General features: G+C 41.8%; 14 protein-coding genes. 3 read left to right on the forward strand and 11 right to left on the reverse strand.

The annotated features are described in order from the left end of the window. Positions 1–17: 17 nt before the first annotated feature. The 6 genes from FG28_RS02600 to FG28_RS02625 form a co-directional block, all read right to left on the reverse strand. Positions 18–1,715, reverse strand: coding sequence for a DUF885 family protein (locus tag FG28_RS02600; RefSeq protein WP_036379679.1), 1,698 nt, complete (start codon positions 1,713–1,715; stop codon positions 18–20). Positions 1,716–1,738: 23 nt separating this feature from the next. Then, positions 1,739–4,795 carry a beta-L-arabinofuranosidase domain-containing protein gene (locus FG28_RS02605; RefSeq protein ID WP_036379681.1) on the reverse strand — a complete coding sequence of 1,019 codons (3,057 nt, stop codon included), beginning with the start codon at positions 4,793–4,795 and terminating at the stop codon, positions 1,739–1,741. A gap of 73 nt (positions 4,796–4,868) precedes the next feature. Beyond that, positions 4,869–7,118 carry a S9 family peptidase gene (locus tag FG28_RS02610; RefSeq protein WP_036379683.1) on the reverse strand — a complete coding sequence of 750 codons (2,250 nt, stop codon included), beginning with the start codon at positions 7,116–7,118 and terminating at the stop codon, positions 4,869–4,871. A 173-nt stretch (positions 7,119–7,291) separates the two neighbouring features. Next, positions 7,292–8,536: an FAD-binding oxidoreductase gene (locus FG28_RS02615; protein WP_036379685.1), complete on the reverse strand. Its 1,245-nt coding sequence runs from the start codon at positions 8,534–8,536 to the stop codon at positions 7,292–7,294. A 21-nt stretch (positions 8,537–8,557) separates the two neighbouring features. Beyond that, positions 8,558–9,565: a 4-hydroxyproline epimerase gene (locus FG28_RS02620; RefSeq protein ID WP_036379688.1), complete on the reverse strand. Its 1,008-nt coding sequence runs from the start codon at positions 9,563–9,565 to the stop codon at positions 8,558–8,560. A 323-nt stretch (positions 9,566–9,888) separates the two neighbouring features. Continuing rightward, positions 9,889–10,812, reverse strand: a complete 924-nt coding sequence (locus FG28_RS02625) for a dihydrodipicolinate synthase family protein (protein WP_081894197.1) — start codon at positions 10,810–10,812, stop codon at positions 9,889–9,891. 134 nt (positions 10,813–10,946) lie between these two features. Between FG28_RS02625 and FG28_RS02630 the strand changes: the two genes are divergently transcribed. Beyond that, positions 10,947–11,789, forward strand: a complete 843-nt coding sequence (locus FG28_RS02630) for an AraC family transcriptional regulator (RefSeq protein ID WP_036379692.1) — start codon at positions 10,947–10,949, stop codon at positions 11,787–11,789. 155 nt (positions 11,790–11,944) lie between these two features. Here the strand turns inward: FG28_RS02630 and FG28_RS02635 are convergent, their stop codons facing one another. The 5 genes from FG28_RS02635 to FG28_RS02655 form a co-directional block, all read right to left on the reverse strand. Next, positions 11,945–13,543 (reverse strand): RagB/SusD family nutrient uptake outer membrane protein, encoded by a 1,599-nt coding sequence (locus tag FG28_RS02635; protein WP_036379694.1) that lies wholly within the window; start codon positions 13,541–13,543, stop codon positions 11,945–11,947. Between the two features lie 12 nt (positions 13,544–13,555). Next, the gene (locus FG28_RS02640) at positions 13,556–16,552 is read right to left on the reverse strand and encodes a TonB-dependent receptor (protein ID WP_036379696.1); all 2,997 of its coding nucleotides are present in this window, start codon (positions 16,550–16,552) and stop codon (positions 13,556–13,558) included. A 434-nt stretch (positions 16,553–16,986) separates the two neighbouring features. Continuing rightward, positions 16,987–18,978, reverse strand: coding sequence for a M13 family metallopeptidase (locus FG28_RS02645; protein WP_036379699.1), 1,992 nt, complete (start codon positions 18,976–18,978; stop codon positions 16,987–16,989). 39 nt (positions 18,979–19,017) lie between these two features. Beyond that, positions 19,018–19,467, reverse strand: a complete 450-nt coding sequence (locus tag FG28_RS02650) for a DUF4440 domain-containing protein (RefSeq protein ID WP_036379701.1) — start codon at positions 19,465–19,467, stop codon at positions 19,018–19,020. A gap of 66 nt (positions 19,468–19,533) precedes the next feature. Continuing rightward, complete coding sequence (locus tag FG28_RS02655) at positions 19,534–22,158, reverse strand: DUF5916 domain-containing protein (protein ID WP_036379704.1); 2,625 nt, start codon at positions 22,156–22,158, stop codon at positions 19,534–19,536. A gap of 308 nt (positions 22,159–22,466) precedes the next feature. Here FG28_RS02655 and FG28_RS02660 point away from each other — a divergent pair, with 308 nt between their 5' ends. Then, positions 22,467–23,228 carry a LytTR family DNA-binding domain-containing protein gene (locus FG28_RS02660; RefSeq protein WP_036379706.1) on the forward strand — a complete coding sequence of 254 codons (762 nt, stop codon included), beginning with the start codon at positions 22,467–22,469 and terminating at the stop codon, positions 23,226–23,228. Further along, the gene (locus FG28_RS02665) at positions 23,228–24,313 is read left to right on the forward strand and encodes a sensor histidine kinase (protein ID WP_036379708.1); all 1,086 of its coding nucleotides are present in this window, start codon (positions 23,228–23,230) and stop codon (positions 24,311–24,313) included. Before FG28_RS02660 ends, FG28_RS02665 begins: the two co-directional genes overlap by 1 nt. The last annotated feature ends 18 nt before the right edge of the window (positions 24,314–24,331 follow it).

A 24,331-nucleotide genomic window follows, 5' to 3' on the forward strand; every position in this document is an offset into this window, starting at 1 on the left:
CTGTATGGTTAGTTTGGTTAATTAAAAGCTGTGGAAAACTTCCACTTGGTTTTATAATTCTTGCTCAGTGGTAAATCTTGAAGTAGAGCCCTCAGTAATTCCACTGGTATTCTTCCTTCATGCATTACCCTATCATGAAATTGCTTTTCGGTCCATCCTTTCTCCAACATTTCGTTTCGTAAAGCATAAAACTGCAATCCTCCCATCATGTAGGCCAATTGGTACAATGGGGGGTAGCTGGTGGTAAAGGAACGCCTTACTTCTGCTTCGGCATTGGCGTATTCGTGCCCCACTTCATCCACCAAAAGATCAATGCATTCTTGAGGGGTCATTTCACCCAAATGGAACTTCAATGAAAAAATGATACGGGCACATCGGTGGATTCTCCAAAACAACATTCCCATTTTTTGTTCCGGAGTTACTGGAAAATCCTTGTTCCACAAAATAATTTCCCAATACAAGGCCCATCCTTCTGTCCAAAAAGGTGTTGAAAAAGCACCACGATAATTTTTATGACGGCTCGTCATAAAGAATTGCAGGTTGTGGCCTGGCAACAATTCGTGCTGCACGGTGGGAAATGAGAAATTGGGGTTGTTGCCTCGCATGCTCATCAATTTGTCATCATGGGCCATCCCATCCGTAGGATACGAAATGCTGATATTTCTTCCTCCTGTAAAAAATGGGTTCACTTTTTGGCGCTCTGGCGTCATCATGATCATGCCCCAAGTTTCTTTGGCCAAATCTGGCAAGGTGATAAGATCTCTATCTTCAATAAACTTTACAGAATGGTCGTACAAATCCAAAATGGCCTGTGGTTGTTCTCCCGCAGGCACATACGTATTCTTGGTATGCTCCAGTGCTTTTCTCCAATCGTCCCCATATCCCATTTCACGGGAAGCCTTGATCATTTCATTCTTGCACCATGCAAATTGTTCCTCTGCTGTCTTGATTAAATCGGCTGGAGAGTACGGAATAAATTCCATGGCCAGACTTTCATTGAGGGCAGCTTCGCCAATGGGCTTACCAATAATCCCACTGCCATCGTCCTTAACACTGGTCTGCGAATAGTTATTTTTCAAAAACTCAGCGTAGGCGGTAAGTTTTTCGTCCAAGGCCACATAGGGTTTTTCGGCCCACCACGTAAAATCGGGGTCGTAGCTATAGTAAAAACCATATGCCTCTTCCAATCCTTTTTGAAAGGATGTTACAACACTGGAAGCTTTTTCTGCAGTTTGCCAATCCTTGAAAGGTTTAGATTTTCTGGATTCCATCTCGGAGTCGATAGCTTTAGCGGCATTGTTCAGATTTTGAGCAATAAGTTTTGCATCTGGTTTTTTACCCCTTCGCCTTTCCTTGATGAAAGGAAAGAGTTCTTTGGTAAAGTTGGCCACATCAGCCACCTCTTTGAATGCGGTATAACTTTGATCCAAAAAATAAGCTTCTTCAGCCACTTTATTCTTTAGAAGAATATAGTCTACCCTCTCTTGTTGGGAGAGTGCATTAAAATCCAGGGCTCCAATTTTCTTTTCCCAATTTTCGTAAAAATCGGTAAAGCGTTGGTAATACTCCTCCGATTCATCAATGATGTAGGTACGATCCAAAGCACGGGTATCCGCCCGAAACTCATCTACCAAATCGGCCAGTTTGCTTGTTTGCGCCGTGGCTAAATTGGTAATCAAAAAAGCCAACATCAGCCCTGTTTTTTTAATCTTCATACAGTTTTGTTTTAGGTGGTTAGTTATTCCAAGGTAACATCCAGATACACAGAATGACGTCCATATGTTTCATAGAAGGGCTTAAACGATACCCCATCTATGGTGAATTCCAAAGTTTTTGGATCTCCCTGAATATTTTTACCAATATTCTCAGCATCAAACGTCACTTTACGCCAATCATCCCTTGGCTCTGGCTCTTGGGCCACCAATAACACAGGGCCATAGAAAAGGCTGGCAATGTTCTGTTGATCCATGACTGGATCTAAATGAAATTCAAATGGCATTTGAATATCCACAATGTCTCCATCCTTCCATTTGCGTGATAAGGTAAGATAGGTACCTGGAGTTGCATTTACTTTTTCGGTCTTTCCGTTGATTTTCACAAAAAAGCCTTTGGTTGCCCAATGGGGTACACGAACATTCAAATCAAACTTTCCTTTGCCCTTAATGGTCAACTGGGTATTGTCTTCCCTTGGAAATGCTGTTTTTTGCACAACAGTGATATTTTTTTCGGTCCATTTTAATGTGGATGGAATAAAAAGGTTTACATACAACGCCTTATCATCCTGGCTTTTAAAATAGATTGAATTCTGAAGTTTAGTGCTACTTTCCAAAGCAGTACCATTACAACAGGTAAATCCGGTCATGTTTGAATTTCCGAAACGTTTTACAGAACCAGGTCGCAATGGAACATGGTAGGTATTGGCAGGGCTATCCTCCGCTACTGAAGCCAAAATATGATTGTACAATCCACGTTCATAGTAATCCATCAATTCTGCACGCTGATCAAATAGGAATAGATTTCGGCTCAATTTAAGCATGTTGTAGGTAGCACAAGTCTCATTCTGTCCACCAGCAGAAAATCCGTTTTCATACAATGTAGCGGGTTGTCCGATGAAACACTCGGCATTTGTGGGGTTACGGGCTCCGGCAACTCCTCCGATGCTGTACATGTAGTCGTTCTTCGCTTTGTACCAAAAGTTATCGGCCACATGATAGTATTCAGGAGCATTGGAATCACGATAGATTTCCAAAGCTCCCATAATCTGTGGAATATGCTGATTGGCATGTAGCCCTCGGAAAGTATCCACATTTTTGGCCAATCCATGGGAATGCTCGGCATCGCCAAAGAACATTTTAATATTATCGAACAATTGGGCCACTTCCAAGAATTGACGGTCATCCGTCATTCTGTATAAACGTGCCATGGCCTCGTTCATACCCCCAAACTCCCCAGCAATGTAGGTATTCCACATGCTGATGAGGGTATCGGTGGGCACTTGACTCAATCGGGCATGCACCCAAGTTCCCATATCTTTGGCGATTTCCAAGGCCTTTTCATTACCGCATACGTCATAAATATCCATCAACCCGGCCAAAATTTTGTGCAAAGTGTAGTAGGGTGCCCAAACTTGGGTGGGTTGACCTCCGTAAGAGGCTCCATTCTCCAACATGATAAACTGATCAGGAGGATAGGCACTGATGAACCCTTCGCCCCAGTTCCAGTAATCGGTGCGAATACCCTCTTCACTAAGATTTGAATCATACCCTTCTTTACCTGGACCTGGAGGAACGGCAGTTGGGTCGGATACATGCGGACCTCCAGCTTGTTTTGGTTTTCCGGCCATTTGTGACAATTCATACAACACTTCTACCATATAATTCATTTTGTCAGCAAAATTCGACTGCAAAGCTGCATCATAATCGGTACTGGCGTAGGCTTGGGCAATAGCGGTTAGATAATGCCCTGTAGCATGGCCACGCAATTTGGTCTCTTGACTGTCCCAACCCCGCAATGGCTCTGCACCTTCAGGCTGTTCTTGCCCAAATGCGTTTCGGAACATGTACAAAAACAAATCAGGATTGGTTTCTGCCAATGTGTTAATAAACTTATCCCGGTTCTCAATGAATTTTGTTTGATGCCCTTGGCCATCAGTATTCAAGGATACCTGATTCAGTTCAAAACCTTCCAAGGTACGGCTAGGAGTTGAAGCCGCCGCAGCTGCTTTTACAGTAACCGTTGCTTTGGGTTTTAAATTTGTTCCAGAAATTCTGCCGGTTATGGTATACTTTCCAGGTTGACTTACTTGGGAATTATCAATAGGTGCAGGCCAAAGCACACGCACTTCCTTGGGTCCCTTTACACCATTTCCGTAAGTCCCTTCCACAAAACGGGGTAATCTTGGCAAGAATCCAACCACGGTTTCCACCTCAACATCAGAAACAGAAGTCAGGTATTCGTTATAAAGCTGAGGTGTATTAGCATCAAATTGTGGAAGATTGACTTCCTCCTTTCTTTCATCATCGTCTCCATTTCCTCTAAACGATCCACGAAGGATTCGAACCACTTGCCCTTCACTCAAAGGAATTCGGTAGATTCTAAAATCATGCAATTTGGCAGTCAGGTATGGGTCATTACCGCCCAATGATTTTCCAATATAGAGTTTATTATTGCCTCCATTTTCAAAATCGAAGACCTGCTCCAAAATCAATTCCACATCTGTTGCTTCACCAGCTTTTCTTCCATTGACATAGGTGTTCACAGTTTTGGAAGGAATATTGATGATTACGGCCAAATGGTTCCACCTACCGGTTTCCAAGGCTGAAGAACTAGTATTGTACATATCTCCATCACCTGAAGAAAGCTCAACTTGTACGCCCTTTTTGTCTTGGGTTCCGGTAGGGGCAATTGTAAAGTGGGATTTGGTACTAGTTCCAAAATCAAAAAGTCTTGCGCCAGGTTGTGCCGATTCAATGTGCACCCAGCCTGTAATACTAATGGATTCTTCATTGGTCACCGCTTCACCAGGAATCGTAATAAACGCTTCTTTATCCTTAGGCAGCGAAAGTACTTTGTTAAAGTATTCGTCCTCCACAAAAATGGGTTCTGAACCTTCAAGGGTAGCGTGCAAATTATTTCTTGACCAATCCTTGGTATCTCCATCAAAAACATATCTGGCTATCAATCCTGTTTCACCGATTCCATCCAATATTTGATCACCTTCCTGTGCCATTACGCTGGTCGTGCCCAAAGCACAAAAAACCAATACCACACCAACGAACAACTTATTTAATTTCATAATTATATCCTTTTCAACAATGTTTAGTAACTGATAGTTACTTACTGTTTATGTTTAGTTTAGTTCTATTCTTCTACTCGTAAACTTCCTCCCAAGAAGGGGGATCAACACCCATTAAGTGCTTTACAAAAAAGTCTTTACGCTTACGCTCCCCAAAATCGCCACCGGATGAATGCCCCATACCTGGTATGGTCACCAGTTCAAAGTTCTTATTGGCTTTTATAAGGGCATTGGCAAATTGCATGGTTGTGGAGGGATCCACATTGTCATCAACCTCACCTAAGATAAGCATTAAATTACCACCCATTTGGGCGGCATTCTCAATATTGGAGGATGCAGCGTAGTGAGGACCAATAGGGTATCCCATAAATTGCTCATTCCACCAAATTTTATCCATTCGGTTGTCGTGACATCCGCAGGAAGAAACCGCCACGTCATAAAAATCTGAATTAAATACCAAGGCGGCAGCGGAGTTCTGCCCCCCAGCCGATGTACCAAAGATGCCCACTTTCTCAGCATTCATATATGGATATTTTTGGGCCGCGGCCTTGATCCATAATTTTCTATCCGGGAAACCGCCATCTTTTAGGTTTTGCCAGCATACATCATGGAACGCTTTTGATCTATTGGACGTTCCCATTCCATCAATTTGAACCACAATAAAGCCCAACTCAGCTATGGAAGACATGGACCAATAGTACGATCTAAAATCTTTGGGAACAAAAGAACTGTGTGGCCCGGCATAAATGTACTCTATCACCGGATAGGTTTTGTTGGGGTCAAAAGAGGTAGGGCGAATAATCACTCCCCAAATATCGGTGACGCCATCACGACCTTTTGCCGTAAAAACTTCAGGGGCAATCCAACCTTCCTTTAAAAGTTCGGAATGGTCCGCTTGCTGCAAGTCCATAACTTTTTTACTGTTCTTAGCTGATTTCAAGACGGTAATAGGAGGGGTATCCACTTTGGAGTATTGGTCTACATAGTAGGTATAGTCCTCTGAAAAAGTTACGTTGTGATTTCCATCCTCTTTGGTAAAACGAGTAAGGTTCTTTCCATCAAAATCCACCTTGAAATAATGTAGAAAATAAGGGTCTTGATCCTTGTCCACTCCACTGGCGGTAAAGTAGACCTCTCGATTATCCTCATCCACATGAATCACCTCGCGAACCACCCATTCGCCTTTGGTCAATTGTTTTTTTACCTTACCATTGTTATCGTACAAGTAAATGTGGTTCCAACCATTCCGTTCCGAAGTCCAAATCATTTCTTTACCATCTTCCACATCGTAGCGGTATTTTTTGCTGCTGTAATCGATAAAGGTGTCGCTGGTTTCATTAACCAAGACCTTCAATTTTCCGGTGGAAGCATTCACTTCAATAACTTTATAAGCCTGATGTCCTCTTTGATTGTATTCGAAGGTAAAAGCACGGCTATCTTCTCTCCAATCGATTCGATTTAGGCCAAATTGATGGCTAAACTCATCCGTGGACACTTGAATATGCTTTTTGGAATCCACCAAAAACAATTGGGGACTCTTAAATGGTAACTCATCACCAGGCTTTAGATAATCCCGGGATTGTAGCTTGGGCTGAAACTGGTCTTCAGGGCTAGATTCCACAAAATAAATCTTGCGATCATCCCCGGGACGTACTTTGTACGCCATGATCTTGTTACCATCCGGAGACCATTTTATATACGTTGAATAGAAAAAACCTGGGGCTCCATCGAAGCTCAAGCGGGTTTCTTCATTTGTGGCATTGTCCTTTATGTACAGATTATCATTTTTAATGAAAGCTGTCTTAGTCGAATCTGGTGAAATTACCGGAGGGTTGCTTTTCTCATCAAACCTATTGCCCCAATACCTTCTATTGGAATCTCTTTTCCCTCCTTCCGGGTCAATTACTTTTAAAGTATTGGCTTTTAAATTATAGGCAACCTTGGTTTCACCATAAACAAAAGTAAGCTCAGAGAGGTCTTCATTGAACTCCAGTCTACTGATATCGATATCCTTTGAGTCAACCTCTTCATTGAATTCTTTGGATAGTAAAGAGGCCAAGGCATCATGATCAAAACATTCATTTTGTGTTTTTTTCTCCGGGTCAACCAACAAATACTTTTTTCCGTTGGACGAATTGTTCGCATACCACATCAAATTGATGTCCAACCAATGAAAAGAAGAAGGGGAATTGTATACTTTATCCCTAAAAAGCGAATCCACAATAATCGCCTTTTTATATTCCCTTAATGTGCCCTGGGCCAATGTGGTTCCACAGGTTATAAGTATAAAAAATACACTTATTTTTTTCGCAAAAGATTCCATATTTAAAATTATGCTTAAAACTAGAGATAATCTCCCATCGTTTTTCAGTCATTATTAACTTTTGCTGATACTATATTACCCTTAACACTCTATTCATGCTAAAAAATATAATATAAATAAGGAATTAGGGCAACTTTTAATCTGATCACCAATGGAGTATGGTCAAGCAAAAGCTATTTGAAACGTTCTGGGGAAAGTGGTTTCAAATCCAGTGATGCTCTTTTTTTGGTAATGCCTTCTGTAACCAATTTACCCGTAATGGGACCCAAACTCCATCCCATCATGGCATGACCTGCAGCAATGGTCAAATTATCATATTTTGAAGTCTTACCAATGTAGGGAAGTCCATCTGGGGAAACAGGCCTAAGCCCTGAAGTCGCCCTATCTTTTTCATCCTGATTGATTTCAAAGTCGGCATAATAGTTTTTTACGGCCCCGGCGAGCGCCTCAACACGTTCTTTGCGCACAATGTTGTTGTTTCCTGAAAATTCCATGGTCCCCGCAAAACGAGTAAAACCTTCCATGGGCGTTACCGCCACTTTGGCATCCACCAAAATAGCTGGCATGGTAATTCCCGTATTCCGACTCACATCCATGCTGTATCCTTTTCCACCTTGCACAGGAACATAGAGATTAAGCGATTTTGCCAATTTTGAAGTCCAAGTGCCGCTGGCCAACACAAATTCATCGGCCTCAAAGACCTCATCCTTGGTTTTTATGGCTGTAATTTTCTTATTCTTGACCACAAATTCCTCAACGGTTTGATTGAACTCAAAAATGACCCCTTTGGATTTTAGCCATGTTTTCATTTGTGCCATAAAGTAATTTGGGGTCATGTGCGCATCGCATTTGTAGTGGACCGCACCAATGACATCATCAGAAAATACAGGCTGCATTTTATGAACTTCCTCTTTGGAAAGTGCCACAGCGTCCAAACCTTCCTTAACTGCCATTTCAGCAACTTCCAATTCCTCTTCTTCGCTTTTAGCAGTTCTGTAGGCCATCAACAATCCCTTTTTCTCATACTGAAATGGAAAATTTACTGCTGAAAGCATTTCCTCATACAAATCCCTACTCTTTAAATTGAGTTCCTTTATGATTGGAATGGCCTTTTTTACATGGAATTTTTTAGCTGATTTTTTAAACAATAAGGTCCATTTAAAAAAATCAACGTCCCATCTAGGTTTTATGTAGAATGGACTGGAACTGTCCAACATCCATTTTAATCCTTGTGTAATGATACCGGGGGCCGCCAATGGAATAAAATGGCTCGGGGTTATATATCCTGCATTAATAAACGAGGCACCAGTTGACAGGTCCGATTTATCCAAAATGGTCACCTGAAATCCTTCTTGTACCAAATAATAGGCACTGCAGAGCCCTGAAATTCCTCCACCAACTATTACAACTCTCTTCATCTACTACTCCTAAAAAAGATTTTACAACACTTGGAACCCGTGGGCATAGGGGTCATCGTCGTCAATAATGATGTTGTTGTAGCCCGTGACCTGAGCCCAACCCTGAATACTGGGAATAATGGCCTTTTTTCCGCCCAAAGTAGTTTCCTCCACCACTCTACCAATGAATTTACTGCCAATAAAACTCTCATGAATGAAATCTTCTCCCATTTTTAGTTTTCCCTTGGCGCTCAACTGGGCCATTCGTGCCGAAGTTCCCGTACCACATGGAGAGCGGTCTATGGCCTTGTCGCCATAAAAAACCGCATTTCTTCCTGACGATGTTGGATCGATGGGATTCCCTGTCCACAACATGTGGCTTACATCCCTAATGGTAGGGTCCTCTGGATGTATGAACAAATCTGGGTATTTTTCATTTATGCGTTCCCTGACCACTTTGGAATACTGCACAATCTTGGCAGCGGTAAAATCATGGACTCCGCTAAAATTCTTTTGCGGGTCTACAATGGCATAATAGTTACCTCCATAGGCCACATCGAAGGTGAGTTCTCCCAATTCCGGACATTCCACTGTCAAGTTTTCTGCAGCGAGGTACGATTTAACATTGACCAACCGCACCCAATCCACCTTCTTGCCAGATTGTTGATACTCTATTTCCACTAATCCTGCGGGGGCTTCCATTCTAATTTTGCCCGGTGTCTTGGGTACAATCAGCCCTTCTTCTATGGCAATGGTAATTGTGCCGATGGTCCCATGCCCGCACATGGGCAAACAACCAGAGGTCTCAATGAACAGAATGGCAAAATCGTTTTCGGGCTGGTGGGGAGGAAATAAGATGCTTCCGCTCATCATATCATGACCCCTAGGCTCAAACATCAAGCCCTTACGAATCCAATCATATTCCTTGAGAAAGTGTTGTCTTTTCTCACTCATGTTCTTGCCCAAAAGGTTGGGACCACCTCCTGCCACTAAACGAACGGGATTACCGCAGGTGTGGGCATCAACACAAAAAAAAGTCTTTCTTGCCACTTGTTGTTTGTTAAAACGGTATTATGAATTTATACGCAAAGTAAAACTAAAATGTACTATTATCCTTTTAAAGAATCGGGTAATAGTTCCTTGAGAAACCGATTGATAGCTTATAGGTTGCACCCCTCTTTTAATGGCATGGGTCCATACCGCAGTAAACCTTGAATCTGAAGATGCTGGATAAGACCCTATGAATCGCAATTGGCTCTTATCCCAGCATGGCATATATGTTGTTTGAATATTCAATTGGGGGTTTATGGTTTTAAAAACCGCTACCCCCAATTGCACTACGATTATTTTCAATATAGTTTCCCAGCAATTATTTAGGCTACGCTACTGAGGTTCTTATATTCGGGCAGTGTGGGTCTACACGCCATTGCTTCATTTATCACTCCTATTACACGTTCTCTTTCTGATCCCTGCAAAGGCAGTCTTGGGGCCCTGACATTTTCCGTACCGATACCAGTGGCCACCTCTGCCAATTTAATGTTCTGTACCAATTGAGGGCTGATATCCAACTCCAACAATGGCATGAACCATTTGTAAATTTCGAGAGCTTCGTTGATTTTTCCAGCTTTAACCAATTCGTAGATGGCAACGGTTTCGGCAGGGAAAGCACAGACCAAACCGGCAACCCATCCATCGGCACCTATCACCAAACTTTCCAAGCCAAGGGTATCCACTCCCGTGAATACTTTTACACGGTCACCAAATCTGCTCTTAATACGAAGTACATTGGTGATGTCTCTAGTGGACTCCTTAACCGCTTCGATATTCTCACATTCCAACAAGTCTTCCAACATATCCAAGGTCACTTCAATCTTATAATCAATTGGATTGTTGTAGATCATAATAGGCAAAGAAGTACTGTTTGCTATGCTTTTAAAATAGGTAACAGTTTCAAAATCAGTTGCTTTATACCTCATGGGAGGGAGGATCATCAAACCTTGGGCACCTACCTTTTCGGCATGTTGTGCCACGGCAATGGCCTCTTTGGTACTTTGTTCGGCAATATTGATGATAACGGGTATTTTTCCTTCCACAAGGGACAAAGAAGTCCTGATAAGGGTTTCCTTTTCCTCTTGCTCCAGTGTACTGGCCTCACCCAACGTTCCTCCTAAAATGATCCCATGGACCCCAGCATCAATTTGCGCTTTAATATTCTTCTCAAACATTGCAAGGTCCAGTTGATCCTCGCTGGTAAACTTTGTGGTTACAGCTGGCATTACGCCTTCCCAATTTATCATAATACTTAAATATTTTGATACAAAAATATATTACTCGACCCCAACAATTTGTTTGATTATTAGCCTCTTGTAATACTATGTTGACCCATAAATTGATTTCACTTATATTTTTTAGTAATATTTGCTAAAAAACCTTGAGAGTTCTCCCGTTCAAAATTCCCAAACCCAAGGATGAGGCCCTGGTTTACCAAGTAGACAGGGAAAAAATATTCTATGGCCAACTCCACCAACACGGCGAAATACAAATAAGCTATATTGAAAAAGGTTCGGGCTCTTTAATTGTGGGTGACTCCATTAATGAATATAGGGAAGGTGATATTTTGGTGATTGGAGGCTATGTTCCCCACGTATTCCGAAGTGATGTGAATGCATCCGATGAGTCCATTATGTACACCCTTTTTTTCGACTACAATTCCTTTGGAAAAGATTTTTTTCGTTTGACCGACCTCGCCTCTACCCAAGATTTTTTTAACCTGTCCGAATATGGCATGAAGGTACTCTCGAACAAGGATAAAATCATTTCAATTTTCAATGATCTTCCGAACCAAAATAAAGTTGAACAAATTGCATCGCTCTTACTGGTGATCAATCAAATTGTAAAATCGGAGACCCAACCACTTTCTTCATTTGTGTATCGGAAAATTTATACTGATGATGAGGGGAAACGCATGAGCACCATTTTAAAGTTTGCCATGGAACACTATCATGAACAGATTACCTTGGAGCAAATTTCCGAAAAGGCCAACATGAGCAAAAATGCCTTTTGCCGATACTTTAAAAAGCGTACCAATAAAACTTTTTTTCAATTTCTAATAGAAATACGGATTGAAAATGCCTGCAAGCTCATTGTCCACAAACCCGAACTTTCCATTTCACTGATTTCTGAGCAGTGCGGTTTTGCCAATATTGCCAACTTCAACAGAAAGTTCAAGGAATTAAAAGGTTGTACCCCTTCTAAATACCGTTCCCAATTTTAAAACCACAACACCATCAATAGCAATTAGCATGCTAAACCATTTTTGGGAAACATCCAAAAAAAGAGAAAGCGAATGTCATCCCATCCGCTTTCTTCACTAACAACAAACTCAAACAATTATAAAAAACACTTGAGTACAAATCCTAAATCTAAATCTTAGTAACCAGGGTTCTGGCTTAGATTCGTATTCGTATTCAATTCTTCCAAACCTATAGGAAACAATGTGGTATACTCTCCCTTAGGTGTATGGTTGTACCAGTTTTTGGTCTGATAAACGCCAAATCTGATAAGGTCGGTTCTTCTTCTGGCCTCAGCGGCAAACTCCCAGCCCAATTCATCCAAGAAACGTCCGTAAGGAACAACGGACTGGTCGCCAGGATCATCAATTGTACCATCTTCGGCCAAGGTTCCATATTGTACTGTGGTATTACCTTCCAACTCAGCGCCTGTAACGGTGGCTTCGGCAGGATCATCAAAAGAACGCATACGCACTTGGGTCACAATAGCGGCAGCTTCATCGCTTCTATCAGTTCTTAGTAGGGCTTCGGCCTTCATCATAAGAACATCGGTGTATCTCAAGAATGGGAAATCTACACTAAGGCCACTGGTTGCACCGGGCTCAATTTCATATTTACCACATTTAAATCCTTGGGTAAAGTCACATCCATATATACTTGGCATTTCTTTTACCAAAGTGAACACAACACTTCCATCGGTGTAGCTCAATTGATCACCCATCAACCAAGTATCGGCCAAACGATTATCGGTTGGCTCATAACTATCAATGAATTGTGGATTGCAGCTAGATCCGCCCCAAGGTTGTGCCTGCATTCCAAAGACCAATCGGTGCTCTGGATTCATCATTTTCATGTGGGCATTCCATTGGCCTGCAAAAATTTGATCGTAAGGGATGGCAAAAACCATTTCTGAATTCCCTTGGTTTTCTGTAGCAAAAATATCTGAATAGCTGGGCGAAAGTTCGTATGCACCACTACCGATTATCTCGTCACAAGCAGCAATAACGTTATTCCATTGTGCCGTACCTGTATAAACTTCTGCATTTAAGTACACTCGTGCCAAAACATGATAGGCTGCCCATTTGGTCATGCGCCCGTAGGTAGACTGATCTACGGTTTCGGTTAGACTTGGAATCACCTCATTCAATTCTGAAACGATGAAGTTGTACACTTCGGAGCGGTTGCTCTGAACGGGGAGTTCATCACTGTAGCTTGAAATGATCGGTACATTTCCGTGCGTATCGACCAACATGGAGTAATACAAAGCTCGTAAGGCTCTCATTTCTGCAATGATTGAGGCGGCTTGTGCTTCACTAACGGGCAGTTCCCCTGATTCTATTTGAAGAATAACCCTATTGGCACTGTTTATCCCATTAAAGCAGGTAATCCATGTGTTTCTGGGCTGCCATTGAGTCTCGGTCCATTCGTGAAAGTGCATTCTCTTATAGGTACCCCCATCATCCCAACCGTTGGGCCTTGTTGGTGTCACAAACATATCAGCAGGCTCTTCCTGTAAATCAAAATATCCTTGCCATCCCATCACATAACGCATGGGTGTATAGGCCGAGGCCATTACCGCTATAATATCTGACTCTGCTGGCACGAAGGATGATTCGGTCACTTCCGAAAACACTTCTTCCTCAAGGTCCGTACATCCTATTTGCAGTAGAAGCACACTGACCGATAGTATCAAAAATCTTAGTCTAAGTGTAGTTACTTTGTTTCGTATATTTTTCATAGTTCTTTATTTTTAAAATGTAAAGTTGATACCCAACGTAAAGGTTCTGATTGTAGGATATTTATCCCTGTTATCATTACCTGGCGCCAACGGATTATCCCTGTTGTTAATTTCTGGGTCGATTCCCTTGTATTTTGAAAAGGTTGCCAAGTTTAGACCGGAAGCGTAAATGCGGAACGTTTGGGCAAACTTAATGGCATCTTTGGGCAGTGTGTATCCCAAAGTAACGTTGTCAATTTTTAAGAAATCACCATCTTCAATATAGTGGCTTACATAACGCTGAACATCTTGAAGCACGGCTTTACCGTACACCAAATCGTAGGCAGAGTCCAAGGTATTGTACCCAATGGTTGGGTTCTCATAGAACATACGGGAGAAGTTTAGGATTTGATAATCCAAAGCCCCCCTTAGATTGAACATAAGATCCCAGTTCTTGTATTTTACGGTATTGTTCCAGCTGTAGTATGCTTTTGGAAGACCGTTACCCAATACCTGACGATCATCGTTGGTTGCTTCGGTAGCAGGAACTCGGGAACCATCAGGTCTTTCAATAATCCAAATTCCATCATCAGTGATATCAACGCTCTTTAATCCAAAGAAGTTACCAATAGGTTCTCCTTCCTGTACCCTGTGGGTGGAAATCTGAATAGGCTCACCTGTATATCCTTCATCAAAGAAATCGTTGGTCAATTGGAATTCATCGTTAGACAATGATACAATCTCGTTGGTATTGGTGGAATAGGTCAAGTTTGCAGTCCATTCAAAGTTATCTGTCTTGAACGGGGTCACATTCAACAAGAATTCTAGACCGGTATTCTTTATTTCTGCAACGTTTGCCGCAATACTACCATAAAAATAAGGAGGTGTAGGTACACTATAGTCAAACAAAGCATCTTTGGTAGTCCTGTTATAATAATCAACGGATCCATTGATTCTTCCCTGCAATACACCGAAATCCAGCCCTACGTTAAATTCCTCTTTCTTTTCCCAACGTAAATTTTTGTTAGCGTTACGAGTAGGCACCAATTGTCTTACCCATTGGCCGTTGTTGTAAAAATAATCCCCATAAGAAAGACCGCTCAAAGATTGGTATCTTTCTCCAGCATTGGTACCGGTAACCCCAAAACCTGTACGCAGTTTCAAGTTGGACAACCAATCCCAGTTTTCAGCAAAGGACTCTTGATCAATCCGCCATCCCAAAGAAACCCCTGGAAAACTACCCCATTTGTAATCTTCTCCAAATCTGGAAGAACCTTCACGACGCAAACTGGCCATCAAAAGGTAGCGATCATCATAGTTATAGGTTACCCGTGAGAAGAAGGCAATCAGTTTATCTGCATTTTTAAAACTTCCCATACCAGCTTCACCCAGCTGAAGTCCTTGTCCACTTCCTAAATTGTTATAGGTAAATCCATCAGTAGGAAATCTTCGGTTGGTAGCCCAAAAACCTTCGTTCATGTTGTCTTCGTAGTTGTATCCTACCAGCGCGGTTACTCTGTGGTCACCGAAATTATTGTCATAATCCACTGTGAACTGACCATAGTTTCCAACGTAGTTATCCGTACCTCTTGAGGCAAATCCATCCTGTCCACTTTCAGTGGTAGAAACGTGATTTTTTGTTTGATAGAACCCCCTAATATTGGTCTCCCCTTTTCGGGTGTACAAACCTTTAACCGTAAGGTGATCACCAAAGTCATAGCTCATGGAAAAATCTATCCTACTGGTTCTGTATCTGTTCTCCCCAATGGTTTCCTGAATCATTGAAACCGGATTGTCATAAAAATAGACCGCCCTTTCAAAATAACTGCCATCTTCATTATAGATAGGCTCTGTTGGGTTATGGATAATGGCTTGGCGGTAGATGGTCGGATTAAAGCTTTGGCCATCACCCAATGCATTATACACCTGCTCGCTTAAAATGACACCAACATTGGTTTTCAATTTATTATCGAACATGGCATGGTTTATATTTATCCTACCTGTGTATTTTTCATTGTTGGATTTTAGGAAAATCCCCTCAATATCACGATAGTTAACAGAAGCCGTCATATTTGAAGTTGAGTTCCCTCCCCTAAAAATAATGTTGTGCACTTGGCTGAAAGCATCCCGGGTGATCTCGTCCACCCAATCGGTATCAGCACCAAAATCTTGAAGGTTGGCCCCGTTAAAGGTGTAGCCCTCATTAAATTTCTGTCTAAGCTCAGAGGCATTTAAAAAGTTCATCCGATCAGCAATGGTGGCCAAGGAAGCGTACCCATTGTACTCAATGGTAGACTTCATGTCGTTGGTTCCTTTTTTAGTGGTAATGATGATTACACCATTAGTACCCCTAGTACCATAAATAGCAGTAGCAGAACCGTCCTTCAACACATCAATGGACTCAATGTCTTCGGGAGCTACTGTATTTAAGCTTCCCGGAACACCGTCCACCAACACCAAGGGTGCAGAATCTGCCGACAAGGATGACATACCCCTTAAACTGATTTGGGTACCCTCTGTAGGGTCTCCAGAAGGAGCAGATACAGAAAGACCCGCAACCTTACCTTGAATAAGTTGGGCGGCATCCTTAACATTACCCTGTACAAAATCTTCGGCTTTTACGGTAGCTACCGAGCTTGTTACATCGGCACGTTTTTGTGTACCGTAACCTATGACCACAACTTCAGAAAGTTGTTCCAAATCCTCTTTCAGCACCACACTCATGGATGATGTTGCGGGAACTTCCTGCGTAGCAAAACCCAGATAGGAAATGATCAAAACCGCATCGGATCCAGAAGTGGTAATTGCAAAATTACCATCGAAATCCGAAACGGTACCATTGGCAGTGTTCTTTTCCACAACAGATGCACCAGCCACAGGAATACCGCTTTCATCAGTAATTGTACCAGTAACTTGCTGTTGAGAAAATGCTACTTGCGCTAATAATAGACAAACAATGGGGAGAAAAAATTGTTTCTTGAACCCATTGAATTCCAAAAATGTTTTTGATAAAAATTTAACCAATTTCATAATACATTTTAGTTAGTTCGGTTTGTTTATTTCTCATAAGACTTATCATTTTTGGTCTTTAAGATTTAGTAAAGATTAATAAGTGTTATTTTAACAGTTGTAAAAGTAAAATTATGTACAGGAACTGCTCAGGGAATATTATCTTGTTTTAATACTATATTGACCAATACCGCATTTTTGGCGTTCAAGGCGGGTAAAATGTGTTTTAAACACTTGTTTTTCAGGGTAAATCGCCCCTTGAAGTCCTACTCAATTAAACTGAAAATGTCCTCTATTATTGATCAAGAAATTTTCCTGGTGTAACTATGCGGAAAGAAAAAGGGCCACCCGTTGGAATGACCCTTTACAATGTAAGGCAATGTCTGAAAAAATGTATCTATCTCCTTAAGTATTACGAAATGTTATCACCTTACATGTTTAATTAATGTACTATCTTACCAGATAACGTTAATTTCTTCACGACGCATTTTACTCCCCTTCGGGATATTAAATGCTTTGTGAAATTCTTCGAAATTGGATAGAGCTCCATTGGCTCTATAATATCCTGGAGAGTGAGGATCTGTCTTAACTTGGTTCTCTAACGTTTTATCCCTAAACTTAATTCTCCACATTTTGGCATAAGCCAAGAAGAAACGTTGCTCATCGGTCAACCCATCAACAGTTTTATTTCCTTTTTCCTCCTGATTTATCTTCATGGCCTCAAAAGCAATGGCCATACCTCCCAAATCTCCAATATTTTCACCCAAGGTGAGTTTCCCATTTAGATGAATGGAATCCAATACAATATATTCGTCATATTGTTCTTCTATTTTTTTGGCTCTGGACTCAAACTTTTCTCGATCTTTTGGGGTCCACCACGATTTTAAATTTCCATCGGCATCATACAAACTTCCATTATCATCAAACCCATGGGTAATTTCATGACCAATAATAACACCTGCCGAACCATAATTGGTGGCATCATCGGCATCATAGTCAAAAAATGGAGGGTTTAAAATTCCCGCCGGGAAAACTATTTCATTTCGTGTAGCCGAATAGTATGCGTTCACCGTAGGGGGCGTCATACCCCAATCATTGGGATCTATGGGCTCGCCCACTCGGTTTAAATCACGCAAATAATCAAATTCTGTTACTCGAATTACGTTTCCAAAATAATCATCTGCGGCAATGTTCACAGAGGTATAATCCAACCACTCATCAGGGTACCCCATTTTCACCCCCATTTTGTTCAATTTATGGTGAGCCTGTTCTTTGGTCTTTTCCGTCATCCATGTGTAGCCATCAATTCTTTTATGAAATGCTTGTTTCAAATTGTCAATCAAGCCAATCATCTTATCCTTGTTTCGTTTCGGAAAATACTTTTCAACGTACAATTTGCCCAAAGGCTGACCCATATTGGAATTGACGGCATTTTGAGCTGTCCGCCATCTGGGTAATTGCTCTTCCGTCCCCTGCAATGTGGTTCCATAAAACTCAAAACTGCGATCCCTGACTGACTTGTTGAGCAGGGATGTGGTACCTACAATCACTTTCCATTGCATATAGGTTTTCCAATCTTCTATGGAGAAATCTTCGAGCATCCTATCAAACATGGATAAGTACTCTGGTTGATTTACAATAGCGTATTCCACATCCTTTTTCAGACCTAAATCCTTAAAATATTTGGCCCAATCAACGGTAAAAGTAAGCTGGTTCAGTTCTGCGATGGTCTTTTTGTTGTAATTCCTTTCAGAATCCCTAAGCTGAACAGGAGTCCTATGAATACGAGCCATAACAGTTTCCATTTCAAAAACCTTTTCAGCTGCTTCCCGTTCTTTGAACTGTTGAAGTCCAACTATTGTAAAAAGATCTGTAATCAAGTCCTGATATTTATCCCTAAACTCTTGGTATTGAGGGTTGTCCTCCAAATAGTAGGCCCTATTTCCCAAACTCAATCCAGATTGATTTAGGTGCAAGGCATAAACCGTACTGTTTTTGGCATCAACACTTTCATAAACGCTAATGGGGGCTGGAATACCTTTGGCATACAACTTGGCGGTCAGGGACAGGTAATCTTCCACAGACTTGATCCGGTCCACTTCCTCCAAAATGGGTTTCAGAGGGCTCAAACCCTTTTCCTCCAGCATAACTGTATCCAAACAACTGATATAGAAATCGGCCACCAATTGTTCTGTTGAGCCTTTCGGATAGGATTTCCCGGAGTCCCCAAGCTCTTGAAAGATTCCCTTGATTCGGTCCTGATTCTCAAAATACACCTCATGGAAACTCCCCCACGAACCATAGGCTGCAGGTATTTCCACACTATCCAACCATTTTTGGTTTACATACATATAAAAATCATCATGGAGCAATTGTTTATCCTGCGCCTGCGCCTTCACCATGATCATACTTGCCATGGCAAGAATCAACATAATCTTATTTTTCATATCTGTTGTTTTAGTTATCCATTGTGTTCTTTATTCCAGTCAATCCCAGACAAATTTCCAAGAGCCGTCCTCCTGACGCTTCCACACCGTATGGAACACTCCTCTGGCCTCTGCCGGATTGCCTTCTTGATCCTCATAATTAAATGTGTAATAGCCATAGGTATATCCCATGTCTCCGGACTTGGCCACATCCACAAACTCGGGTGACCATGCCAGCCCTTTTGAATTCTGGCCTTTCATATATTCAGCAATGGCTGCTTTGCTCTCAATGAGCTCATTGCCCCGCATCAACACGGCATCGTCAGCGGCAAAGGCCAAAAACGCCTTGTTCATGCCTTCTTCCTTGGCCATTTGGGCAAAGGTCGCTTCGGTATCGGAAATTTCCTTTTTCCAAGCTTCCATCATTTCATGGGATGGTCTTTTCTCTCTCATGCCACATGAGGTGAACAGCATCGTTGTGACCATTATACCTATTATTTTGTTCTTCATTTTTGACTGGTTTTAAAATTGTCTTGCTGATTTTATAATGTTTGTTATCATTATTTTCATTTCTGTTTAAAGCACTAATCGGTAGGTCAGCTTCATCAGAAAAATATTCTCCGGCTTCTGCCCAAAAATGCCCGATTCCAATCCACGGGTCAAACCCAGTGTGGGGTCCATAAAATTTGATATCCCCTGCGACCAAACCAAAAACAGTTCGGAGCCCGGGACGTACTCCCAACGCAATACCAAATTGGAACGGAACTCCACCAGTGAAAAATCTGGATTGTCAAAACTGTAATCCACTTTTCCATCCAAATCCTCATCCACCTGGTACAACTCAGAATCTTGCTCCATGGTAATTTGGTTTTCATCAAACAATTGATAGCGATCAAACAAATTGTCCGCCGTGGGATTGGTAATGTAATTGAAATTAGTGTATCGCCCCCTAGCAATAAAGGGCTGTCCATAATACTGAATGGTGAGGTTGGGGTTGACCGTATAATTGATTCGAAAAGCAGCACTCAAACTCTTGTTGTCTATTTCTGAAGTGATGTATCTGGGTTCTCCATTAAAATCAGTTTCGGTGACATATTGTGTTTTGTGTGGGTATCTGGCAAACTGCGGACTCAAGGACACCGTTAGCGCATTGGAAGGTTGATACGTGATTCCCCCCGTAAACTCCATAATAGTAAAATGGGCCTGTTTTCCTTCGGAATATAAAAGGTCCGCACTAAAACGCAGTTTTTTTCTTCGGTCCGTATTGGCAATAAACCACGCAAAGTTTTCTCTGGACAATCTAAATCGTGGCCCACCTTGCAACCAAGCATTCCGATAATTGGCCGGGATATGCCCCCCACCAATATCAAAACTCCAATTGTTCAAAAAAGTGGCATCGGCACCAAATTGGTATTGGGTTCTATTCCTGTTTCCATCAAAATCGAAGCTGTTGAAATACGAAAAGGTACCCCCCGCCCTTCTAAAATGGCCTGTTTGTCGTGTGGACCGATACTCGATGGTATTGTACTGCCGAAATTCATCCGTCTGTCGCAAAAAGCCAATATCATTGATTTCCAGTTCTGGAGACTTCCAAAAAGCACCAATGGTATATCGCAAATTACCTCCGCCCACTTTTCCATATTCCAATTTGCCACCGGTCCCGGCCAGAGATGTTCTGGTGGAATCAACAGAAACATGACCTGCATCTGGTCGCTGGAATAAATGTGTTAAGGTGTTCTGGGTGGCCGCAATGGCCTCCGGACTCCCTTTAACTTGACTTAAAACGGAATACCCGGTCAGGTAATAATTTCTATTGCTCCACTGGTGTTTAAAGTCCAGCCCTCCCGAATAGGCGTCGGTATGCAAAAAGTTCAGGGCCTCTGGCATGTCAAACCGATTTACAGCCGTTACCACCCCACCGATATAAGAGTTATTTTGATTGAAATCCTTTTGCAATCTACCCACAAAATAATTGGTGAGTGGCTCTACCAATTCCTTATTTCGGGTTCCGTTGACATCAATCTCGGCAAACTCTTTGGCGGTAAGACTTTCCATAACCCCTATGGACCATCCATTTTTAGTTTTACCCGAAAATTTGGCCGCTCCCAGAATGGTCGTCTTACTGGGTTGATCTACGTATGCATTTCCCGAAGTATTGGGATATCCCTGTGGGTTTCTACCAATCCGTCTAGAATAAAACAGATTGTCCGAAGCATGCGAAAATTGAAAGTCAAAAATATTCTTGTTCTCCACAAAAAAGGGTCGTTGCTCCCGAAAAAATATCTGGAAACCATCCAACGCAATAGCGGATGGGTCCGCCTCTACCTGCCCGAAATCGGGATTTACGGTTAAATCCAAGGTAAGATCGTTCGTAATTCCAACCTTGGCATCCACCCCTCCATTCAGTGTAAAATCGCTGCCATCCCTAAAGGGATTCCCCTCTTCTTGCTCATAGGTTTTTAGTTGGGTAACGGTAAAAGGTTGTACTTCCAATTGTTTTTGAGGGGTAAGGTTTTTTAGGCCGTGAAGTTCTCCAAACTCACTTACCCAACCTGGGGCATCTTGGGGAATCCTTTGCCATAGGGAACGCTCCTCATTTCTAAAAAATCGTCGGTGTACTTGAAGCCCCCAAACTTGCTCCGCATCGCCATTGAACCGCAACTGACTTAAAGGAATTTTTATTTCAGCCGACCAACCTTCATCATCAATCTGGGTTTTGGTCATCCAAATAGGGCTCCAGCTGGCATCCCAACTGTCTCCATTATTGGAAATAAACTCATCGCCCCGAACCCCTGCTACGGTAGCCGTAAACGAAAATGCGGTACGAAGATCATGATAGCTGTCTATGTTCACCTCCACCCAATCCCCATCAAATGTATCACGTCTGCCCATACGTTTTACAATGCTGTCCGGTGCTGAATCAAACGCGCGTATGGCAAAATACAGGTACTTGGCGTCATAAACTACCTTGAATTTGGTCTGGAAGCTGGGTTCAGTACTTTCATCAGGGCTGTATTCGATAAAATCTCCACTCCACTCCACCAGTTGCCACACGGATTCATCAATGTTACCATCTATTTCAGGAGGTTTTTCATGAGCAATGGAAGTAGTCATGTATTTCTTTTTTTCAATGATTTGGGCTTCCAAATCATATATTGGTGCCAGCATGATCACTACTGGCAACAAAAAAATATTTCTCATCCAAGTGTGGTTGACATCAACACCACTAAGGTTTCCCAAAACCCATTTTTGGATAACAGGAAACCTACTGGGCAGCTTGAGCCACCTTTATGGTGATTGATTGCGTTTTTTGATTGATAAAAAACCTTGCGTTTTCAGGCTAAATTTAGGCGATGCCTAAAGTGGGTTGCCAAGAATGAATTGAATAACCTTGATTTTGATGTGAATGTCCAAGTATCTGATTTGAAACCCCTTCATCCTGAAATATAAGACTGGACCCTCATCCGAAAAAAAGCCAATTGTTTTATATTTTCGATTAAATTGCGACGATGGCTCACAGGGTAATTATTGTTGATGACGAATTGCTGGCACGCAAGCGTATTGCCGAATTACTTCGTATGCGCCCAGAATTTCGAATTGAAGCGGAATGTGCCAATGGCGAAGAGGCTGTAGTGCAAATCAACCGTCTTGCTCCCGATGTTCTTTTCTTGGATGTGGAGCTTAAAGACCTTACGGGTTTTGATGTGCTCCAACAACTTACACTCCAAAAAATACCCTTGATCGTTTTCATCACAGCTTACGATAATTATGCCATCCAGGCTTTCAATAATTATGCGCTTGACTTTCTGTTGAAACCCTTCAAAAACCAGCGCTTTTTTGAAACCTTGGACCGTATTGAGGAGCGGATAAAACTGAATGCAAACGGGACCGATATCAGAAAATTTTTGATGGAAGTTCAAGGAGGTGCCCCAAGCCCATTGGCATCCCGATTGCCCATTCGTGAAAACAACAGAACGGTTTTTGTGAACAAGGACCGTATTAAGTATATCTGTGCATCTAGCTATTATTCAGATATTTATAGTTTGGAAAAGAAATATACCGTTCGGGAATCCTTGAAAAATCTTATGCCCCAGTTGAATGTCCACAAGTTTGTGAGAATCCATAGATCAACCATTATCAATATAGATTATATGCAAGAATTGGTGCATTCAGACTACAATGAAATGGATGTGCGCATGCAAGATCAGGAATTGTTCAGAATCAGTAAATCGTATAAAAAAGAGTTTCTTCAAAAATTGGGATTGGGCTAATGTGGAACATCATAAAAAAATACAGTGAAAAGCGGCTAATCATCTATTTGGTGGTCTTCTATACTTTCGTTGCCCTTATTGAGTTTTTACGTGGTTTCTACTTTTTGTACAGTGGCCCACAACGGGTTACGGATGACCTTGTGGGTCTTGCCATGGTAAGCTTTATCGATTGGGCGGTTGTACTGCTGTACATGTGCTCTGTTTCGTTGCTCACCAAATATCTGTTGCTAAAACGGGTCGCTTGGGTCAAGATCATTCCCCTGCATATTGTACTGAGCATCATAATAAGTTATCTGGTGGGGTTTATCTCACCTTTGCTTTTGGACTATTCCATGATCAATGCCGATTTTGCCTTTTTTGAAAAGGTGACCCATACCTTTTTTTTTAATGTGACAACCAACATTTTGTTGTATAGCTCCATGACATTAATCATCTATGCCTATTTCTATCTGCAACAAATCAAGGATCAGGAAATCCGCAACAAGGTGTTGGAGAACAGTTTGATCAAGTTCAAATTAAAGACTTTGGAGAGCCAACTGAACCCACACTTTCTTTTCAACACTCTGAACAGTATCTCCAGTCTTATTCCCAATAACCCAGATGCCGCTCAGGATATGGTGGCCGACATCAGTTTTTTGCTTCGGAAGTTCTTGAGCATAGACAATAAAAATTTCATTACCGTTCGGGAGGAGTTGGAAATTTTGGACTACTACACCAATATTTTAAAACAGCGGTTTCAGGAAGATTTGGTCATTACCAAACAAGTAGAGGAATCTTTGCTGCATAAACAGATTCCACGATTACTGATTCAACCTATAATTGAGAACTCCATAAAGCATGGGTTTTCACAGAAAAACAAAAAACTGCGCATTCATTTGTCGATTGCCAAAAATGAAGATTCCATAGAACTTTCAGTGGAGAACAACGGTAAAAAATTACCCAAATTCCCCATTTATTCCAACAGCGGTATTGGTATTATCAATATTAAGGAACGGCTACAGGCATTGTATCACGGTAAGTCCGACTTCCATTTTGAGAACATGTCCAACGGGGTGAGGACCATCATTACCATTCCCAATAACTAAACTGTAAAACTTCCAATG

The sequence above is a fragment of the Muricauda sp. MAR_2010_75 genome, from assembly GCF_000745185.1.
GTDB lineage: Bacteria > Bacteroidota > Bacteroidia > Flavobacteriales > Flavobacteriaceae > Flagellimonas.

Bases quoted from the DNA above. Each gene is read 5' to 3' on its own strand.
- FG28_RS02600 (WP_036379679.1), bottom strand. From the start codon at position 1,715: ATGAAGATTAAAAAAACAGGGCTGATGTTGGCTTTTTTGATTACCAAT.
- FG28_RS02605 (WP_036379681.1), bottom strand. From the start codon at position 4,795: ATGAAATTAAATAAGTTGTTCGTTGGTGTGGTATTGGTTTTTTGTGCT.
- FG28_RS02610 (WP_036379683.1), bottom strand. From the start codon at position 7,118: ATGGAATCTTTTGCGAAAAAAATAAGTGTATTTTTTATACTTATAACC.
- FG28_RS02615 (WP_036379685.1), bottom strand. From the start codon at position 8,536: ATGAAGAGAGTTGTAATAGTTGGTGGAGGAATTTCAGGGCTCTGCAGT.
- FG28_RS02625 (WP_081894197.1), bottom strand. From the start codon at position 10,812: ATGATAAATTGGGAAGGCGTAATGCCAGCTGTAACCACAAAGTTTACC.
- FG28_RS02635 (WP_036379694.1), bottom strand. From the start codon at position 13,543: ATGAAAAATATACGAAACAAAGTAACTACACTTAGACTAAGATTTTTG.
- FG28_RS02640 (WP_036379696.1), bottom strand. From the start codon at position 16,552: ATGAAATTGGTTAAATTTTTATCAAAAACATTTTTGGAATTCAATGGG.
- FG28_RS02645 (WP_036379699.1), bottom strand. From the start codon at position 18,978: ATGAAAAATAAGATTATGTTGATTCTTGCCATGGCAAGTATGATCATG.
- FG28_RS02650 (WP_036379701.1), bottom strand. From the start codon at position 19,467: ATGAAGAACAAAATAATAGGTATAATGGTCACAACGATGCTGTTCACC.
- FG28_RS02655 (WP_036379704.1), bottom strand. From the start codon at position 22,158: ATGAGAAATATTTTTTTGTTGCCAGTAGTGATCATGCTGGCACCAATA.
- FG28_RS02660 (WP_036379706.1), top strand. From the start codon at position 22,467: ATGGCTCACAGGGTAATTATTGTTGATGACGAATTGCTGGCACGCAAG.
- FG28_RS02665 (WP_036379708.1), top strand. From the start codon at position 23,228: ATGTGGAACATCATAAAAAAATACAGTGAAAAGCGGCTAATCATCTAT.